Raw genomic sequence first — 19,452 nt, forward strand, 5'->3', positions numbered from 1 at the left:
ACCTCCTGCTGTATTTGAAACAGCTGGAAATTATGCAATTTTTGCTTGGATACTTATGCTTGGGTTAAGTATGTTATTTGCAAATATGTTAGGGAAATTAAGTTTGATGATTCCGGGTGATTCAGGTGTACCTTTAGCAGTAGAGCGTGCTTTTGGAACTCATATTAAAAATCTTTCGGCAATATTCTTTTTACTAGCAGTTTGTTTTGGTCCTATTGCAGTGTTAGGGACAGCGGGACATTATTTACAACTTTTAACAACACAAACTCTTTTTAATGAAAAATGGCTAGCAATCGGCTTACTATGTTTTGTGTATTTGATCTTAACTAGGAATATAGCAGTTGTAGGGAAATTTGCATTTGTTATGTCCAGTATTATAGTAGTAACTCTACTTGTAGGTAGCTTTCATACATTATTTACAGTTGATGGCAATATATCTTTATCCAATTCAATTACTGTGAATGATTTTGGCCAAAGTTTATTATTGTTGTTTTGGGCATTAACTGGGTGGGAAGTAATTGGCAGTTACTCATTAGAAGTAAAGTCACCTAAAAAGACAATTCCAAAAGCTGTAGCATTAAGTTTTTCAGTGATTGCTCTTGTAAGTCTGACGGTAGCTCTGGCATTCCAGTGGGTACATTCAAAAGATTCGATTTCATCTGATCAATCATTAGCTCCATTACTTCAAAGTTTATTTGGTCGATGGGCAACTCCAATTATATCGACCATTACAATTGTCTTATGTATTAGTACAGTTCTGTTAGTAATTGGAGCAGTTTCTAGGCTAGTTTCAGATCAAGCAAAAAATGGATTATTACCAACATGGTTATCATTTAAAAATAAAAATAATGTTGCGTCACGTGCATTGCTAAGTTTGTTTTGTATACACGCAGTTGTATTCATTCTTTTCTTTTTGGATATCGTTAGTATTCAGCAATTAGTATCAGTTGCTAATGCCTTCTTCTTATGTAATGCACTATTAGGCGTATTAGCATGTATCAGTTTATTCAACTCAATTTATTTAAAAATAGGCTCAGGAATTCTTGCAATTTGTTTTCTAGAGATCTTATTATTTTCCTCCCCAATCATTATAATTGTAATTGTAGTAGTTACTGTTTATTTTTTTGAATACAAAGAAAAGAAAGTATTAAAGAACATGAAGTATTAGTAAAAACAGGGAGTGATTTATAACAAACTTTGAATTCAAACTAAGCATTGTAAAAGAAACCGTTCGATTAAGAGGTTTCTTTTTTTATAAGCAACCTTGGTATATAGGTTATTTACAATTTTTTATAAAGAACCGAGAAGAACCAATACTCATACAACCTTCTTTTAAAGGTACAGTAGCTCCCTATAATTTGAGAAAAGAAACTACTGAAATTTTGACTTATATTAGGGTGAATTTCCATACTATTAAACATTCAAAGGAAGAATGGAATCAAGATAAAAAGATTTCTTATAGAACTAACGCATGCGATAGTTGAACAAGAAGGGCTGCTAAAGTCCCTTTTATTATGCAAACAGGAAGTACATTTGAATAAGGAATATCATTCAGATTTAAGATCACAAAATAAGTAATAACAAGTACAAGGTATTATTGAATGCAATAAATAAAGATGTTTGGTAATAGACGGAGGATCTAAAAAATATGAGTAAAAAAGGTATTGAACTTGGAGATATCTATGGCCAACCCACGCATATCAGATTGTAAATCACTGTTGATAATTTTTGCCTTCGTGCCAAGATTTTAAAGTAGTTATTCTGTAGCTTTGATAGTAAAAACTTCTATTAAAAAGAATAGTATTTTTCACAGACTTAGAAAAATTTTAAACTAAGTTGGTAGTCTTAGAATAAGTCTGCCTAAAAACAGACAAAAAGACAAAATTAAAACCATTTGGGTATGGTGAGTTGACAGTTTCGTTCATATCAGTTGAATAAGGAAAAAATAATATTAAGGCAGAACTCTCTTAATAAGGTAATATAATAACTAAAATAACTTTAATTTATATGTACTATTGAAAGAGGTTAAATAATGAAAGATTATATGGCAAATTATTGTTTTAATGTTGATGATATAGTTGGAGAACATGATGATTTTGGAGTCAGTATAGATTTTGATGGTAACTTGGTTTTATTGTCAGAAAAAAAAGAGAAAACAAGGTATGTGCATATTATCTTTCATTTTTTAGATGGCGAAATAAAAAAAATATACCTTCCAAAAGTCAAGAATTCATATACTTATGCTCAACCGATGGATGATAATTGGTTACTGGTCAGTTCAAGAACGGACTATGAAGATGAGTTAAATGCAACTATTTATGATACATACGGAAACTTTCTGGAGAAGTTTTCTTTAGACGATGCAATAGAAGATGTCCAAACGACAAAAAGTTCTAATATTTGGGTAAGTTATTTTGATGAGAATATGGATTCTGGTCTGAGTTGTTTTAACAATAAAGGACAACTATCATTTAAATTTAATGAATTTGTTGGACAAACAAATAAACAGCTACCATATATTGCTGACTGCTATGCTTTAAATGTAACTTCAGATGAAACTGTGTTTATTTACTATTATTCTGACTTCCCTTTAGTAAAACTAACAAATAATAGTTTTGAAATAATTAAAAATATTCCAATTAAAGGTAGTAGTGCAATCGCAATCCATGAAGACTATGCTTTGTTCGAACATGGTTATGGTCAAAAAGGTAAAATGCATCTTTATTCAATGAGAAATAAAAGTTTAAAAAACTTTAATTTATTGAATAAAATTGGGAAGGTCTTAAATTATGACTATGCCGTTGGTAGAGGAAGTAAGTTATACCTAATTAAGGATAAAGATGTATATCTTTTAAATTTAGAGGATTTTCTAAATAAATTATGCTAATTTTATTCAACTAACGCATGCGATAGTTGAACAACATGATCGGCTGTTTAGTCGTTTTTTTTATTGAAGTAAATGGCAGTATAGTTGAACAAGGAAATTAAAATAATATGGTATATTAATTTCAAATGAACATCTGGAGGAGCACAATGAGTTGGTCAAATTATGAAAAAGCAATTGAAATAATCGAGCAAAATCAAGAAGAAGCCGATTTTGTAGGAAAGCGTTCAGAAAGTTTAATTGAAAAAGCAGAAACTACGTTAGAGTTAAAATTTTCAAAGATATATCGCCATTTTCTCATTAATTATGGAGCTGGAGATTTCGGCGCAGAAGAAGTATATGGAGTAATTGATGAAGATTTTATAAACTCTTCTGTTCCAGATGCTATATGGTACACAATCAAATTAAGAAGAGATGCTGGTTTGCCAAAAAACTATCTTGTTATTTATGCCACAGGTATGGGGGAACGATTTTGTTTAGATTTTAATAAACTTAATCCAGAAAATGAACCTGCTGTGGTTTCTATTAATTTAGGGATGGAGTTTAGCGAACTTATTGCAGATGATTTTGGAGATTTCTTATTAGAAATCATCCAAGAAGAATTAGAATTCATTCAAGAAGAATTAGAGTAATTTATTTTTACTTAAGTAACTAACGCATGCATTAGTTGAACAACTCGATCGACTGTTTAGTCGATTTTTTTAACGCACTAAATGGCAGTTTAGTTGAATAAGGAAACGATTGTTTTTTATGATATATTTGATTTAAGTTATAGAAAATATTAAGAATTTTAAGGGGGAACATAATGTATTCCTTTCGAATAACGAAATACAATCCATGTTTTCGAAATGAAAACGATATTTATACCCGCACTGAAGAGTGGACTAGCATTTCCGATATTGGAAAAATCCTATCTGGAGAAGAGTTTACTAAGAAAGAATATTTAGAGATAGAGCGAAAATACATTCAATCGGTTGAATTATGTATTGATGAGATGAAAGCCAACGATCTAATAGTCAAAGGTCTTGAAATTTATGATGAAAATGATCTGAACATTTCTGAAGGTATGAAAGTTAATAGACAACAGGCACTTCTTATAATACAAAAAATGTTACGTGAGGAAATGTGGTGTAAATTAATACAAACTGGATTTGAAATCCATGTAGGATATGACTATTACATGTATATTGTGACAAAGGTAAAACCTCAAGAGACGACGATAGACAAAATATATCAAATTGGTTTATTTGTAGAGGATGTAAAATCACCTTACTTAACCTAAAAACTGAGAACAATTGAAAAAAAGATTGAAAATAAATATAAACATGATTTTACTTGTTCAACTAAAGCAGTGCATTAGTTGAATAGTGAAGAAATGATTAATTAAGGAGTATCTATGAAGAATATCGTGGGGAAAATTGATAGCTTAATGATCGAATTGGGTTTTAAAAAAGTAAATGTAAACAACACATTAAACTATTTACATAATGGATTGTACTTAAAAGTAATATACGTTGAAGGATTAAAGTCTTATGTCATTGAATCTGCTTGTAGTTCTTCTGAAGCTGAAAGAAATGTTTATGAAGATTCAGAGCTATATCCAATAACATTAGGTGAAAACAAACTACTTGAAACACTTCGTAATGATTTAATGACATTTTATATTACTGATAAAAATACTTAATTAAATAAAATGCTTATGCAACTAACACATGCATGAGTTGAATAGAAGCTGCCAATTCAGGTGGCTTTTTTTATTCGACTAAATGGCAGGATAGTTAAACAATATTAGACAAGTTATTTATGTTAATTGTGTTATTCTATTTTTAGAAACAAAATGTAATTATTTTCCAAATAAAACATATTAGGAGGTTTATTTATGAAAAGAAAATTAGTATTATCTATCGGTTTTGCAAGTGCTTTAGCATTATCAATCGGGTTTACAAAAGACTTCCAAAATACAAAGGTATATGCACAAACTAACGGAGACCAATACAAACACGTGACTAGAGAGGAACAAGATTATAGAGAAGGTAATGCAGCTGAAGGTAAAGATATTACCACAACTATAACAGCAGAAGAACAAAATATGGTGGAAAAAAGTTCATCCAAACAAGGCTTTGTACCACAAGAAAATGGGACAGATTTCTATTTTGTAAAAGTTAAATAAATTAAGTTTCTATATGTAACTAACGCATGCGTTAGTTGAACAACATGAGTGGCTTCGGCGGCTCTTTTTTTGTTCAACTAAATGGCAGTATAGTTGAATAAGCAAAAGGAAAATTTTATGGTAATATTTCTCTTAATAATCATTAAATATATTGTATAGTAATGGTAATTGGAGGAAATATTATGGAACTTTATAAAGAAAATTATTACTATGGAGGATGATCAGTAATCGATCATCCTCTATTTTACTCTATGCTTGGATAGTTTATTAAGGATGAGGAAAAAATGAGATAATTTACCTGAGAAATTTGAGGGGATATATCGTTAAAATTTAGTAAAACAACTAAATAATGCCGAACGATGCAATTTTATATTAGTTTTTTATGGAGGCAATGAATGGGGAAAATAAATAGTAAATCAATTTTTTCATTAACATTAGGTATATTATCAATAATTCTTCCTTTAATTGGGATCTTCCTTAGGATTATTGGGATTTCATTATCAAAGAAGAGTATATTTGAAATTGAAAATTCAAATGTAAAAGGAAAAGGGTTAGCTATAACAGGTAGGAATTGTAGCATTATTGGAATATGAATCCAGTTTATTTTGATTTTACTGGTGGCATATATTCATTAAATGTTAATAACTAGTGGTAAAAAAAAACTTAAACAATAAGGTCATTGATCAAGTATTTTTTGTAGATGGAAGTCTAAGAGATATTTATGTGTTTAACGTAGATTTAGACGAGTGGCAAAAATTATATGAATTCATGCTTTAATATTACTGTAGAATCTATGAAAATACAAAATACAAATCTAATATAATATATAAACAGCCATCCAAGATTTGTTTTAATCTAATTAATTGGGCAAAATAACGTTGGTAAGTAAGCTTATTGGTAAAGAATAATGGGGAAGTATGTGTTTTGGGAATAGCAATAATTAATATTTAACAAGTTAAAACAATTGTAGCACGACAGATTTTTCAATTTTTGCTACTACTGTTTAAATTGTGATAATAGACAAGTTTGTCATATCTCCTAAATTTTCACTTATAATTGGATTGGCTAACGATACTTGATTTTAATTTGTTAGCATTAATTAAGCTTTAAAAAAAGTAGATTATATAATACAATTTTTTTAGCACATACGTTTGTTCTGTATTTACTAATGGTAGGTTAAATGCTTGTGAGAAAAAAATCAACTAATGGGAGTGAAGGAAATGACAATTTCTGATATTGCCAAACTAGCTGGGGTTGCTAAGAGCACGGTATCACGTTATCTTAACGGAGGATCAGTTAGTGAAGGAACAAAAAGAAAGATTGAAAATGTTATTATAAACACTGGGTATATTCCAAATACTTTCGCACAAAGTCTCAAAGCAAAGAGAACAAATATTATAGGCACAGTTATTCCTCGTCTAGATTCATATGCGGCTGCTAAAACATTAATTGGAATTGATGAGGAATTAAGGGCTTTAAATTGTCAAATGCTTATATCAAATACTAGTCAGGATTTAGACCGAGAGCTTGAAAGCATTTATGGCTTTGCAAGACAAAAAGTAGCTGGAATAATCTTGATGGCTACACAGATAACAGATGCGCATTTAGAGGCGTTTAAAAAAATACAAATACCTGTCATCTTAGTTGGTCAACTCCATCACGAAATATATAGTTTAATTCATCAAGATTACGAATCTGGTTACGAGATGGGTAAATATGTTTTGTCAAAGGGACATCGTAACATTGCATTCCTAGGTGTTACAGAAAAAGATATTGCTGTAGGTGTTAGACGTAAAGAAGGATTTAAAAAAGCTTTAGAGGAGGTAGTAGATTGCAATGTAAGATTCCATGAAACAAGTTTTAGCATGATGGAAGCTTTAAAACAGGCCACATTGATAATTGAAAAATATAAACCTTCAATTATAGTGTGTGCAACAGATAATATAGCGCTTGGAGTTTTAAAAGCTGCATCTTTAAAAGGGTTAAGGATTCCCGAAGACCTATCAATTACAGGATTTGGTGGATACGATGTTACAGAGGTGATTCATCCAGGATTAACCACTATTAAGTATTTTTATCAAGATGCAGGTCAAGTGGCCGCTAGGAATATAGTTAAATTAGTTAATGGGGAAGATGTCAATAAAGTTACACATTCGAAATTTAAATTAATCGAAAGAGAAAGCGTTGACAATCGAATTGTTAATATTTTATAATCAAGTTGAAACCGGTTCCAAAAAATATGATTTATTTTGAAACCGGTTCCTTTTGAGTGTCAAACCAGGTATTTTGTTTTTTTTAATGTATTTAGGAACCGGTTCCAACAAAAAAAAAAGGAGGTATTTATTATGGATTTTAAAAAGATTGCAGAAGAGACATTCGAAGCAATAGGTGGAAAAGAGAACATAACTGCCGCGGCTCATTGTTCAACACGTCTAAGACTAGTATTAAAAGATGAAGAAATTATTGATCAAAAAAAATTAGATGAACTAGAAGAAGTGAAAGGGACGTTTTCTACGGGTGGACAGTATCAAATAATATTTGGTGCGGGTATAGTAAATGAAGTGTATAAAGAGCTTGCAAAATTAGCTGGTATTTCAGAAATGTCAACTAAAGATGTAAAAGATGCTGGTACAAAGAAAATGAATATACTTCAACGTTTTGTGAAAATGCTTTCAGATATTTTTGTTCCAATTATCCCAGCCATTGTCGCTGGAGGCTTACTAATGGGGATTAACAATGTGTTGACGGCACAGAATTTAATTATTGAGGGTAAGTCATTGGTGGAAGCTAATCCTTCACTTGCAGATTTAGCTTCACTTATTAATACGTTCGCTAATGCAGCATTCGTATTCCTTCCAATATTAATTGGTTTTTCAGCAACGCAACGGTTTGGAGGAAATCCCTATCTAGGTGCGGTACTTGGGATGTTAATGGTTCATCCGGACTTACTAAATGGATACGGTTATGGTGCGGCATTAATAAATAATGATATTCCAGTATGGAAGATTTTTGGTTTCGAGATTGAAAAGGTAGGGTATCAAGGTAGTGTATTACCAGTTCTCGTTTCATCTTTTATTCTTGCTAAAATAGAAATAAACTTGCGAAGAGTAATTCCTTCAGCAATAGACAATCTATTAACTCCATTACTTACTATTTTTATTACAGGTATTATAACTTTCACGGTAGTTGGACCATTTACACGCACAGCAGGTAACTTATTAACGGATGGTTTAATATGGTTATACGATACAACTGGATTTATTGGTGGAGCCATAGTTGGCCTTATCTATGCACCAATCGTTATAACTGGAATGCATCACAGTTTTATTGCAGTAGAAACACAATTATTAGCTGATATTGGTAAAACAGGAGGATCATTCATATTTCCAATTGCAGCAATGTCTAATGTAGCACAGGGTGCAGCAACAATTGCCATTTTTCTTATCACAAGAGATAAAAAAGTTAAAAGTACTGCCTCGGCTAGTGGTATCTCAGCACTTTTAGGAATTACTGAGCCTGCAATGTTTGGAATTAATTTAAAATTAAGGTATCCATTTATAGGTGCAATAATTGGATCGTCTGCTGGTTCTTCATTTATAACGTTATATAAAGTAAAAGCAGTTGCGCTCGGAGCAGCTGGTATCCCTGGTATTATTTCGATAAAACCTACAAGCATTATTCCGTATATTGTTGGAATGGTGATATCTTTTTCGATAGCATTTATTGTAACACTGGTACTAGCAAAAAGAGATGAAAGAATAACTGCTACTAAAATGTCATCCGAAAAAGCAATTTATTCATAAGTGCTTCAAAAGAAGAGGGGGAATTTAAATTTTCCCCTTTATTATTTTAAAGGAGTGAAAAAAATGGAGTGGACAAAAGAACTACTTTACCGCCAGTTAGAAGAAGTTAGTAATGAAGAATTGGCTGTACTAAAATCTAAAGTAGATAATTGTCCATGGAGGCAATCTTTTCATATTCAACCAAACACAGGGCTTTTAAATGATCCGAATGGATTCTCATATTTTAATGGGGAATATCATCTGTTTTATCAGTGGTTTCCACTTGGTCCTGTGCATGGGTTAAAATATTGGTATCATGTTAAATCAAAGGACCTTGTACATTGGGAAAACGATGGAATTGGAGTAAAGCCGAATAAATACTACGATAGTCATGGAGCATACTCAGGGTCAGCCATAGAACATAAGAATAATTTGTATTTATTATATACAGGAAATACACGTGATGAACATTGGGTAAGACATCCTTTTCAATGCATTGCTATAATGAGTAAAAGGGGGGGGATTACAAAACTAGATACCCCTGTAATCTCTGACGTACCACATGGATACACAGATCATTTTCGTGATCCAAAAGTATGGAAGGTAGGAGAATTGTTTTATGCAATAATTGGAGCACAAAGAAGTAATAAAACTGGCTGTGTAGTTTTATATAGTTCACCAGATTTGTTTAAATGGACATTTGAAGGGGAAATTAGGACAAAAATGGATTCATTTGGATACATGTGGGAGTGCCCTGATTACTTCGAATTACAAAATCAAGGAGTACTCATTTTTTCACCTCAAGGTATAGAACCAGAAGGAGACAAGTATCAGAATATTTATCAGTCTGGATATGTGTTAGGTAAAAAATTAGATCTACTGCAAAAAGTTATGGAACATGGAGAATTTATAGAGCTTGATCGTGGCTTTGATTTTTATGCACCTCAAACTACAATTGATTCATCAGGGCGTCGTCTTTTAGTAGGATGGATGGGTTTACCTGAAATTAAGTATCCTACAGATCAAAATGGATGGGCGCATTGTTTAACTATTCCTCGAGAATTGTCAGTACAAAATGGGAAATTAATTCAACAGCCAGTGAAGGAGCTTGAGTCACTTCGTAAACAGGAAGCTAGAACAAAAAATATTATTAATAGTGAATTAAAGATGATAAATAGTTTCACAGGAACATCATATGAGATGATTTGTGAGTTTAAAAATATAGATGCATCTGAATTTGGGATTGAATTTAGGACAAGTAAAATAGAAAAAACGGTATTGACCTATGATGTTATAGAGAAAAAGGTTATACTCGATCGTACTTTTTCTGGAAAAACCATTGATTCTCCTTTTGGAACGATTAGGAAATGTAGTCAGGAATTAAAACAAGATAAAATTAAGATTCATATGTTTGTTGATGTTTCTTCAGTTGAGATTTTCATAAATGATGGTGAAGAAGTAATCACGAGCAGGATTTTCCCAAAAGAAGAAAGCACTGGAATTCGTTTCTTTGCATCGCGTGGAAGTGTTAAACTTCAAGCAGTGAAATGGGATTATTAACTTTTTAAAATTTTAATATGTTAAATTTGATGCTGATAAAGTAGAGACTTTAAAAGTGATGAGGTGGAAAAGTGGGACAACTATATTCAATCGGTGAAGTATTAATTGATTTTATTCCTTTACAGAAAGGTAGACCTTTAAAGGATGTTACTTCTTTTGAGCGTGCACCTGGTGGCGCACCTGCAAATGTCGCTGCAGCAGTAGCTAAGTACGGTGGCAGCGCGTCCATGATTACAAAAATAGGAGAAGATGCTTTTGGTGACTTTATATGTGATCAATTATCGGCCGTTGGCGTCAAGACAGATAAAGTTTTAAGAACTACTGATGCTAATACTGGCTTAGCTTTTGTTTCCCTTCGGGAAAACGGTGATCGTGACTTTTCATTTTACAGAAATCCTTCTGCCGATCTATTACTAACTGAGGAAGAAGTTAAAGATGAATGGTTTACAAAAAACGATATTCTTCATTTCTGTTCCGTTGATTTAGTTGAAAGTCCGATGAAGCAAGCTCATATAAAAGCAATAAAATCAATTATTACAAAAGGTGGAATTGTTAGCTTCGATCCAAATGTACGTCTTCCTCTTTGGAAAAACCCCGAGGCATGTAAAAATACTATTTTAGATTTTATTCCTCTGAGTCATATTGTAAAGATTTCTGATGAAGAACTCGAATTCATAACTGATATTACAGATGTAGAAGAAGCAATTTCTACTTTATTTAGGGGTGAGGTAAAGGCTATTATTTATACAAAAGGTTCAAAGGGTGCGGAGCTTTACTTAAATGATAAAAACTTTGAATCAAAAGGATTCAAAGTTGAAGTACAAGATACAACTGGTGCAGGTGATGCTTTTATTGGGGGGATTTTATTCAAATTGCTTGAGAAGAAAGCAACTCAGGTTAATTTAGTGGAATTATTTGAGAAAAACTATCAAGAATTCCTTACATTTGCAAATGCCAGTGGAGCCCTTACAACAACAAGTAAAGGTGCAATTCCTTCCCTTCCAGATCGTGAAGCAATTGTTCAGTTAATAAATGGATAAAAAATTGTTTAATTAATGCAATTGCTGGTCTATTATTATGCTTATTAACTTTAATATTCACGGAACAATTTAGTTGTATATATGAAATTATTTTCTTCTAATATTATAATTGTAATGTTTCAAATCAAATAAATTAAAAAGTCGATTTTCAAATTTATGAAAATCGACTTTTATTTTCCTATAACTACCTTACTTTAAGAACTTCGTTAAAAAAGTTTTAATTAAGTCTACACTTGTTTCTAACTTTTCTTCTAAAGGAAAGTGACCAGTATCTAATAATGCAATTCAATATCCTTTAGATCTTTTTGAAAGGCATGTGCTCCATCCAGGCCAAAAAACATATCATTTTTTCCCCATGCAATTAGTGTAGGGGCGGGTAAGTTTTTAAGTTGTTTTGGTAAACATATCTAAGTGATAGGTGAATCTCATTGGTCTAAATTATTGTTAAATTTGAATCTTTTTTGGAAATAGCTGAAGCGGATTCTAAATTAGACTTTAAACTATTCAACAGTTGTTCCCAAGCATGGTTATGGCACTGTTTTACCTCTTCTTATCTTTCAGAATTTTGCTATCCAAAATATGACGCTTACTATGGTTAAATGATTTTCCAAGTTCATGATGTTTGCAAATTGGTCTGGACAAGCACTTTTTGATTTATATGAGTTAAGGAAATAATAAGCTAGGAAAGGAATTAACGGAGAAAGTAAAAGCTGAAATTGGCAAAGATTTTGCTGTTATTAGATTTATCGAGCTGTGATTATCACGCAACTAAACCAGCTAATAGTTTGTTTACACAAGCAATAACTGTTACTCTAAATGGTTTTCCTTCTTCACGCTTTTTATCATAAAATTGTCGCATTCGCTTATTTCGTGGGATGATTTCGTCTGTTGTCTTCCTCTTACGATTATCACGAATTGCACACCGAACAGCCATAAATAACGCATGTCTCAATCGACTAGAACCACGTTTTGTAATACGGTTTCTACTGGCTGTGAATTTACCAGATTCAAAGACACTCGGGTCAACACCAGTGAAAGCCACAAGTTTTTTAGGATTATCAAACCGATCAATTTCACCAATTTCAGAGATAATCGTTACCGTGATTTTTTTTCCGATACCTGGAATCGATTGGATGATAGTATATTCTTCAATTTCTTTTACGAGGACATCTATCTCTCCTTTTAAATTGGATAGATGTTCTTTGTATTGAAGAACCATTTTAATATGCATTTCAAGCGAAATAATAAGACTTTTATAAAGATTAACTTGAAATGGATTTTTTTCAGCCGCAGTAATTAAAAGCTTTGATTTTTCCTTTGCCCATTGTTTAGAACGACTAGTACATAAAGATGCGATTCGTTTAGCTAGCTGGTCTTCACCTGCTTGTAATACAGCTTCAGATGAAGGAAACTCTAGTAAAGTTAAGAGCGAAACATTAGAATACAAGTCGCCAAATACACCTCGATATTCAGGAAACACTTGATCTAGAATCGCTAAAAAATGTAGTTTTGCCTGAGAACTAATACCTGTTAAATGATCGTGCTGTCTGGTTAAATTTCGCAGGTTTAGTAACTGTGCACCACGTTTTTTATGTGGCTCTAACTCTTCTTTGTAATACAGCTCGCAGAGGTGGTATGCATCGATGACATCAGTCTTAACCTTTCTTAAACTCGAGCTTTTAGCACGATAAGAGATTAATGGATTAATAACGATGTAAATATAATTTAAGCTATCTAAGAACTGCATAACAGGTGAATGATAATGTCCTGTCGATTCCATTATTAATACTGGTTTTGTATTGGCTTTTTCTTCGATACTTTGTAAGAATTGATGTAGCTGCTTAAACCCTTCAACTGTATGTGAAATCTTAAAACTTTTTTTAAAAGGAGTCTTTCTATCTAAAAAAGCTTGTATTTGACTTTCTCCTTTTGCGACATCCAGACCAACTACTGGATTCATAAACTATCTCCTCCTAAAGCTATTAAATTTATCGGTTCCCCTAATACTCTCTTATAGTGTCATAGGTTCGCTTGTTATTCGGGATCTTTGTCCCAACCAGCCCAAAGCATGTTTCTATAAGTAGGGGGTGAACTGTTTAGTTGACGGGGTCTAAGCCCCACGAGTGCTTCGTTCTGCCCCGACTACTTAATCATAAGACCATATAAAAATGGTCAACCAGAAATTTTACTGGTTGACCTTATAATACGAACGCAGTGCGTTAGTGTCATAAAAAGGATTGTTTAATATGCTTTAGTGGTGTTTTATAATGTACATAGCATGGTGAAATTTGTTAATTTGATAACGAAAGCTGGACATAAAAATGAAAAAACATAGAAAAAAATATTGGACACTATTACCACCTTTTTTATTAATTCTTATATTTATAATGGTTTTTTTACCAAATCCAAAAACATTAATGTTCTATTATGCAGTTCCAGTCACTTTTGTCTACAAAGTACGGAGTTCTATTTTATTGTTTTTTTTATTCTTCTTACCTTATTTTGTTGTTTTTCTATACATAATTGAAAAGAAAAAAACTGAAGCACCCACATTAATAATTGATGTAACGAAAGTAAGAACTAACAAAGAATTTCATACACTATTGAAAGAAAAACTGAAATTTCCAGATTATTATAGTGAAAATTGGGATGATTTTTGGGAGATCATTACTGGAGTCGTTGAATTACCAAATAAAATAGAATTTGTTGGATGGTCAGAATTGGTGAGAAGATTACCTGAAGATACGAATATAATGAAAGAGTGTCTTCTAGAGCATAATCAGGAATATCCTAATTGGAAATGTGAATTTTTGTTCAACTAACGCAATGCGTTTGTTGTATAACGAATGTGCTGATTTGCAGACTTTTTTATTTTACAAACGGATTTTTATCGACAAAAAACCAATGTAATTTTTGAATTGTTCTTATGGTTCTTAACGAGGTGATTTTTATTAAATCATGATCATTAGGAGGAAGATATAGTGGCAAATGAAATTAAGAGTTACATTGACTATCAAATGGTAAAAATTCCAGGGGGAAATATAGAATTAAGAGACGATAGAATAAAAAGTAAATGGAAAACTGAAATAAGACCATTTCTTCTTGCCCAGTATCCTGTAACTATGGGTATATACAATACTATAACAAATACATCACTTAATACTTTTGTCAGAGATCTAAAACCAGTTGTGAATATTTCTTGGAATGATGCCATTTCTTTTTGTAATCTACTTTCACAGAAAGCAGGACTGAAAGAGTGTTATTCAATAAGTAATGATGGTGAAAACATATTTTGTGATTGGGAATCAGATGGCTATAGACTTCCTACAGAAGCAGAGTGGCAATATGCGTGTAAAGCAGGGACCATGGGTTATAGATACGGTGAACTTGATAAAATTGCCTGGTACAATGAAAATTCTGGAGATAAAATACATGAAGTAGGAAGAAAGGAACCGAATGCATGGGGTCTGTATGATATGTTAGGAAATGTTTGGGAGTGGTGTTGGGATTTATATGATGAACAGGTCTATGGGTCCTACCGAATTTTTCGAGGTGGTAGCTGGGCAGAGGTAGCAAGAGGTTGTGGCGCTTCATGTCGTCGTCGTAGCCATCCGTCATTTTGCATAGAAGACCTTGGATTCCGTCTTGCACGGTCTTTTTAAATTCCTCAAAGGATGAGGACAGCTATTAGTCAATGCTTAAACGTTCTTATGCAAAATAGAGATATTTATTCAGAAGTATCGGAATGTGGCTTTGTCGATTTAACTCATTTAAATAAACATTTCAAGAGCGTATATGGAACAACAGCATATGAGTATATGTCTTATTTAGATTAAGGAATCCTTGTACAAGGGGAGTTATTTTTAGTGGGAGTAGTTGTTCTACGATAAAAGATTGATTTAAAAGAGAAATGATAATTTTAAAGAGTAAAAGTCTAACTATATTAAAGAAAACAAGAATTATATAAAAAGCCTGTATCTAAAATTACCAAGTAATCGTTGATACGGGCTTTTTTAATATTTATTAATTCATCTAACCTTTAGCTAATAAGACTTTATGCTGGAGATTTCATTGCTTTCTTTACAATCCGTTTGTTTTTAGACATTGCATTTGTTTTAAAGTAAGTAAACAAGAAACTACCTAGTATAACGATTATGCTTCCAAGTCCTTGAACCCATGTCATTTTTTCATTTAATAAGAAAAAGGCTAAAATGGCTGTGAAAATTGGATTGAAGTTTAGGAAAATACCTGCTGAAGTTGCTCCAATTTTTTGGACACCAATATTCCAAAAGAGCATACATAAGACAGTTGAAATAATTCCAGTATATAAAATTGAGAAAATAAATGAGCTATTCATTTTTACAAGCGTAAAATCTGTGAGATTAAAAGGTAGGATTACAACGAGTCCAAATATCCCTGAGTATAGTGTAGACATCATAGGTGATATAAGTCTTGTTGCCCATCTACTACATACCGAATAGATTCCCCATATGCATACAGCAATGACCATCCATAAATCACCTAAATTTAATTTCATTGAGAATAGTAGATTCATATCTCCTTTTGAAAGCACAAGAATAACGCCAAAGAATGAAATAATCATCGAAAATATTTGTAAAAAGTTCATTCTTTCTTTTAAAAATAAAGATGAAAATAAAGCAATTGAAATTGTATTTAAGGTCGAAATTAACCCAACATTCGTTGCAGATGTCTTTTCTAATGCCATAAATTGAAACAGATTAAAAAGAACAACACCTGTTACTCCCATCATGATTAATGGAAGAATAGCTTTACGTGGAGGTAAAATCTTTTTTTCTTTCCACCATACTACTGGTAATAATACGATAATAGCAATTCCCCACCTTAAAATCGTTAAGGTCATTGGAGAAGCATGATCAACAAGGGATTTTCCAACGACAAAATTTCCTCCCCATAACAAGCTTGTTAATAATAACAACAGTATATATAAGATTGGCATATCTAAACCCCCTAGTTCACTGTTCTAAGGTTTAAAAAAGACTTTACACAGTGATTTCTTACTATTTTTTAATTAGTTTAACATAGTTGTTTATTTTACCGTAGATTATTTTGTATAATGGTATAAATACAAAATAATATTAATAAAATATATATTTTTAAGAAATATAATTCAATTTATAAGGTGAATCCAACCCGTTTTCCGAATAATTGAAAGGGAGTAGATAATAGTGGAATATCAAGGAAATAAAGTGCTAGATGAGGTAGATCTTAAAATTTTAGATAAGCTACAAAAGGAAAGCCAAATAAGCAATACGGAACTAGCGCGACATGTGAACTTGTCACCACCAGCAACACATGCGAGAGTTAAACGATTAGAAAATGAAGGATATATCGATCGGCAAGTTGCAATCTTAAATCAAGAAAAGCTAGGTTTTGACTTACTTTGTTTTATTTTTATCAATACAAATATCCATCAAGCCGATAAATTAGAAGTGTTAGAGAAACAATTAAAATCGATGCCTCAAGTATTAGAGTGTCACTTATTAACTGGAGAGTATGACTATCTATTAAAAGTTGCGAACAGAGAACGAAAGGAATTAGAGAACTTTATTCGGAAGTTAAATCAACTCGGAATTACAAGAATTCAAACAAGTTTAGCTTTAAGAGAAATCAAAAATTCTACTGTTTTGCCGATATGTGAAAAGGAAGAATAATATTTTATAAACCATAGACCCGTGGTTTTAATATAAAATCATTAATTCAAAAGGGGTAATGTATGCCCCTTTTGAATTAAATGAACAGAGGTGATCTTATGAAAAATATACTATATCAATATTTCTTTTAGGGGTATGTATCGTAATTGGAAGTTGGATAATTTCTAATGGATTTAGAACAAAAGCTTCAACGAGTCTTGCTGTACAGCATCAACTATTAACACAGACGGAATTAGTTGATTATTTAGGATTAAGTAAAGAAGAAATTCAAAAACTAACAGAGTTAGATGATGGAGACGGTGGTTATTCAAGTGAAATTCCTCATATAAAAATTGGATCTGAGTTTTACTATCCTAAATCAGCAATTGATAAATGGTTAATAAATGTAGACTTAATAACGATTCCTTAATTTTGTAAAAATAACATTTGAATTACCGTATTTTCACAAAGAAAGAAGTTAGTATTGATTACGAAGAAATTTTCAATAATTAAATCTTTTTTATATTTAATTACCATACAATAGTAGAAGAGTAAAAGCTGCATTAATGCGGCTTTTTCTTTTGCATTAAAGATAAAGAAAATAAAATAACAAATTTAGTTTATTTGTGGCATGAAACCAATGGGAAAAAAATGATATGGTTTATAGTGTAAATATGTGTAAGGGTGTTATGTCATTTTTTTGCTTTAGTGTATGTACTTCCTATTGGGAGATGATCGTAAGCAAAACAAATGAAAGGATGTTTGGAATGAAAAAAAAGGCATTCGTGACCATTCCATTTTGTATTGTATTGGCGATCCTAATCGTTACATCGTTTGTGCTCACTTCGACAAAACCATCTGCCCCTTATATACTCAAACCTCAACAATTAGCTGAAACGACAAAGCCAGCAGTGGTTCGAATTGTTGATTATGCGATTGTGAAATGGACGATTACTTTAGATGATAAACGCGTAACGAGTGTGTTGAAGAAATGGGATTATAAAACTGAACTGGACGGTTTTGGATCTGGCGCTATCATTAATTCGGATGGTTATATTGTGACAAATGCTCATGTTCTCGTTTATTCTCATCAATTGTCCGATCATGATATTGTTTCTGAGGCATTTTCAATTCTTGTGGATGATGTTGCAACGGAAAATAATTGGACGCACAAATACACAGATGCGTACTTAAAACAGTATACTAGTTACGAAATCTTCCAAAAAGGCGTCGACGTGTACTTACCGACTGTAGATGACCCTATTAGCGCAGTCGTCAAAAAGTATCAACAACCTACCGATCATGGAAAAGATGTGGCCCTTTTAAAGATCGATGGCTCGAACTATCCTACGATGCCCCTTGGAAACAGTGATTCCATTCAAGATCAAGACAATATTTGGGTGATTGGCTACCCAGCTGCGGCAGATTCTGAATTGCTATCCATGCATAGTTATGTTATCCCCACGATGAATAAAGGGCAAATCTCAGCGATCTCAAAAAAGACATTAGCAGGAAGCCCGGTACTTCAAATCAATGCAGCATCTACCCATGGGAATAGTGGAGGACCCATCATCAACAACAAAGGACAATTGATAGGCTTACTCACCTTCCGAGGAGATACGGTGAATGATCAAGAAGTGCAAGGATTTCATTTTGCGGTACCTGTGAACACATTGAAGAAAGTTGTCAATAAAGCGGGCATACATGATACAAAAAGCCAAACTGATAAATTGTTCAAAGAAGGGTTAACTTTCTACTGGGCCGGCTATTACAAAGATGCACTGTCAAAATTCGAAGCAGTCAAACAAATCTATCCGAACCATCCAGAAGTAAAACGATACATTCGTGAATCGAATCAAAAAATGGGCTCAAGCAAAACACTTTGGGCAAATCACAAAACGAGTTTTTACATTCAAGATATTGTCGCAAGTATACTAATCCTCATTCTTCTTCTTTACACTTTCACGTATAACAGCAAACTAAAATCAAATACCACATCGAATCCACCATCAACCGATAATGTATCCGAATAAACTTGTGTCTGATCCTGCCCTTAAAACAGCAATGTGAACATTATAAAAAATGAAAAATGTATTTGAATATACTGCTTCATAATGAACAAAACGGCTCCATTTTGCTTATCGTAGGTTGCAATTGGAATTTGAGAAGGATAAAAAATCCTACTAAAAACCAATTGTAGAGCTACAAACAAAAGGAGCCGTATAACTTAAGGATGGTCAATAATTTATTGATTTAAACGTTTCAAAAGATATTTTTATTTCATAACCAAAATTAAAATAGCAAATAATCAAGTAAATATGAATATGGATAAAAAGTAATATAA

The 19,452-nt window shown here is 32.2% G+C and carries 18 protein-coding genes and 1 pseudogene; 17 read left to right on the top strand and 2 right to left on the bottom strand.

Features of this window, described 5'->3' with window-relative positions:
* The 11 genes from COI44_RS22115 to COI44_RS22165 form a co-directional block, all read left to right on the top strand.
* The coding region (locus tag COI44_RS22115; protein ID WP_098429815.1) for an APC family permease at nt 1-1,168 on the top strand (1,168 nt) is incomplete at its 5' end.
* Nucleotides 1,169-2,032: 864 nt separating this feature from the next.
* Complete coding sequence (locus COI44_RS22120) at nt 2,033-2,887, top strand: hypothetical protein (RefSeq protein ID WP_098429816.1); 855 nt, start codon at nt 2,033-2,035, stop codon at nt 2,885-2,887.
* 146 nt (nt 2,888-3,033) lie between these two features.
* The gene (locus COI44_RS22125; RefSeq protein ID WP_098429817.1) at nt 3,034-3,516 is read left to right on the top strand and encodes an SMI1/KNR4 family protein; all 483 of its coding nucleotides are present in this window, start codon (nt 3,034-3,036) and stop codon (nt 3,514-3,516) included.
* A gap of 173 nt (nt 3,517-3,689) precedes the next feature.
* Nucleotides 3,690-4,166, top strand: coding sequence for a hypothetical protein (locus tag COI44_RS22130; RefSeq protein WP_098429818.1), 477 nt, complete (start codon nt 3,690-3,692; stop codon nt 4,164-4,166).
* A 114-nt stretch (nt 4,167-4,280) separates the two neighbouring features.
* Nucleotides 4,281-4,568, top strand: coding sequence for a hypothetical protein (locus tag COI44_RS22135; RefSeq protein ID WP_098429819.1), 288 nt, complete (start codon nt 4,281-4,283; stop codon nt 4,566-4,568).
* A 195-nt stretch (nt 4,569-4,763) separates the two neighbouring features.
* Nucleotides 4,764-5,054, top strand: coding sequence for a hypothetical protein (locus COI44_RS22140; protein WP_098429820.1), 291 nt, complete (start codon nt 4,764-4,766; stop codon nt 5,052-5,054).
* A gap of 395 nt (nt 5,055-5,449) precedes the next feature.
* Nucleotides 5,450-5,647 (top strand): hypothetical protein, encoded by a 198-nt coding sequence (locus COI44_RS22145; protein ID WP_098429821.1) that lies wholly within the window; start codon nt 5,450-5,452, stop codon nt 5,645-5,647.
* A gap of 627 nt (nt 5,648-6,274) precedes the next feature.
* The gene (locus tag COI44_RS22150; protein ID WP_286133502.1) at nt 6,275-7,267 is read left to right on the top strand and encodes a LacI family DNA-binding transcriptional regulator; all 993 of its coding nucleotides are present in this window, start codon (nt 6,275-6,277) and stop codon (nt 7,265-7,267) included.
* Between the two features lie 132 nt (nt 7,268-7,399).
* The gene (locus COI44_RS22155) at nt 7,400-8,857 is read left to right on the top strand and encodes a sucrose-specific PTS transporter subunit IIBC (RefSeq protein WP_098429822.1); all 1,458 of its coding nucleotides are present in this window, start codon (nt 7,400-7,402) and stop codon (nt 8,855-8,857) included.
* Between the two features lie 63 nt (nt 8,858-8,920).
* Nucleotides 8,921-10,396 carry a glycoside hydrolase family 32 protein gene (locus COI44_RS22160; RefSeq protein ID WP_098429823.1) on the top strand — a complete coding sequence of 492 codons (1,476 nt, stop codon included), beginning with the start codon at nt 8,921-8,923 and terminating at the stop codon, nt 10,394-10,396.
* A 71-nt stretch (nt 10,397-10,467) separates the two neighbouring features.
* Entirely contained in the window at nt 10,468-11,436 is a 969-nt protein-coding gene (locus COI44_RS22165; RefSeq protein WP_098429824.1) for a carbohydrate kinase family protein, read from the top strand.
* A 760-nt stretch (nt 11,437-12,196) separates the two neighbouring features.
* On the opposite strand, the gene COI44_RS22175 is transcribed toward COI44_RS22165, so the two are convergent.
* A complete protein-coding gene (locus COI44_RS22175) occupies nt 12,197-13,396 on the bottom strand; it encodes an IS110 family RNA-guided transposase (RefSeq protein ID WP_098429825.1) in 1,200 nt (399 codons plus the stop codon).
* A 361-nt stretch (nt 13,397-13,757) separates the two neighbouring features.
* On the opposite strand from COI44_RS22175, the gene COI44_RS24985 reads away from it, so the two are divergent.
* The 3 genes and pseudogenes from COI44_RS24985 to COI44_RS24745 form a co-directional block, all read left to right on the top strand.
* On the top strand, nt 13,758-14,258 hold the full coding sequence (locus COI44_RS24985) for a barstar family protein (protein WP_483295498.1): 501 nt from the start codon (nt 13,758-13,760) through the stop codon (nt 14,256-14,258).
* A gap of 195 nt (nt 14,259-14,453) precedes the next feature.
* A complete protein-coding gene (locus COI44_RS22185) occupies nt 14,454-15,098 on the top strand; it encodes a formylglycine-generating enzyme family protein (protein ID WP_179887228.1) in 645 nt (214 codons plus the stop codon).
* A gap of 54 nt (nt 15,099-15,152) precedes the next feature.
* Nucleotides 15,153-15,272 (top strand): annotated as a pseudogene (locus COI44_RS24745) (AraC family transcriptional regulator); the annotation flags it as partial.
* Between the two features lie 218 nt (nt 15,273-15,490).
* Here COI44_RS24745 and COI44_RS22195 read toward each other — a convergent pair.
* Nucleotides 15,491-16,414, bottom strand: a complete 924-nt coding sequence (locus COI44_RS22195) for a DMT family transporter (RefSeq protein WP_098429827.1) — start codon at nt 16,412-16,414, stop codon at nt 15,491-15,493.
* Nucleotides 16,415-16,643: 229 nt separating this feature from the next.
* Between COI44_RS22195 and COI44_RS22200 the strand changes: the two genes are divergently transcribed.
* The 3 genes from COI44_RS22200 to COI44_RS22210 all read left to right on the top strand — a co-directional run bounded on the left by COI44_RS22200 (nt 16,644) and on the right by COI44_RS22210 (nt 19,141).
* A complete protein-coding gene (locus COI44_RS22200; protein WP_098429828.1) occupies nt 16,644-17,129 on the top strand; it encodes an Lrp/AsnC family transcriptional regulator in 486 nt (161 codons plus the stop codon).
* A 160-nt stretch (nt 17,130-17,289) separates the two neighbouring features.
* Entirely contained in the window at nt 17,290-17,538 is a 249-nt protein-coding gene (locus COI44_RS22205; protein WP_286164046.1) for a helix-turn-helix domain-containing protein, read from the top strand.
* Nucleotides 17,539-17,875: 337 nt separating this feature from the next.
* Nucleotides 17,876-19,141: a S1C family serine protease gene (locus COI44_RS22210; RefSeq protein WP_179887224.1), complete on the top strand. Its 1,266-nt coding sequence runs from the start codon at nt 17,876-17,878 to the stop codon at nt 19,139-19,141.
* Nucleotides 19,142-19,452 lie beyond the last annotated feature (311 nt).

The sequence above is a fragment of the Bacillus sp. AFS088145 genome, from assembly GCF_002564465.1.
Lineage (GTDB): Bacteria > Bacillota > Bacilli > Bacillales > Bacillaceae_G > Gottfriedia.

Coding starts and splice junctions, on each gene's coding strand:
- COI44_RS22135 (WP_098429819.1), top strand. CDS start 4,281: ATGAAGAATATCGTGGGGAAAATTGATAGCTTAATGATCGAATTGGGT.
- COI44_RS22140 (WP_098429820.1), top strand. CDS start 4,764: ATGAAAAGAAAATTAGTATTATCTATCGGTTTTGCAAGTGCTTTAGCA.
- COI44_RS22175 (WP_098429825.1), bottom strand. CDS start 13,396: ATGAATCCAGTAGTTGGTCTGGATGTCGCAAAAGGAGAAAGTCAAATA.
- COI44_RS22160 (WP_098429823.1), top strand. CDS start 8,921: ATGGAGTGGACAAAAGAACTACTTTACCGCCAGTTAGAAGAAGTTAGT.
- COI44_RS22125 (WP_098429817.1), top strand. CDS start 3,034: ATGAGTTGGTCAAATTATGAAAAAGCAATTGAAATAATCGAGCAAAAT.
- COI44_RS22155 (WP_098429822.1), top strand. CDS start 7,400: ATGGATTTTAAAAAGATTGCAGAAGAGACATTCGAAGCAATAGGTGGA.
- COI44_RS22185 (WP_179887228.1), top strand. CDS start 14,454: ATGGTAAAAATTCCAGGGGGAAATATAGAATTAAGAGACGATAGAATA.
- COI44_RS22120 (WP_098429816.1), top strand. CDS start 2,033: ATGAAAGATTATATGGCAAATTATTGTTTTAATGTTGATGATATAGTT.
- COI44_RS22130 (WP_098429818.1), top strand. CDS start 3,690: ATGTATTCCTTTCGAATAACGAAATACAATCCATGTTTTCGAAATGAA.
- COI44_RS22145 (WP_098429821.1), top strand. CDS start 5,450: ATGGGGAAAATAAATAGTAAATCAATTTTTTCATTAACATTAGGTATA.
- COI44_RS24985 (WP_483295498.1), top strand. CDS start 13,758: ATGAAAAAACATAGAAAAAAATATTGGACACTATTACCACCTTTTTTA.
- COI44_RS22195 (WP_098429827.1), bottom strand. CDS start 16,414: ATGCCAATCTTATATATACTGTTGTTATTATTAACAAGCTTGTTATGG.
- COI44_RS22210 (WP_179887224.1), top strand. CDS start 17,876: ATGAAAAAAAAGGCATTCGTGACCATTCCATTTTGTATTGTATTGGCG.
- COI44_RS22150 (WP_286133502.1), top strand. CDS start 6,275: ATGACAATTTCTGATATTGCCAAACTAGCTGGGGTTGCTAAGAGCACG.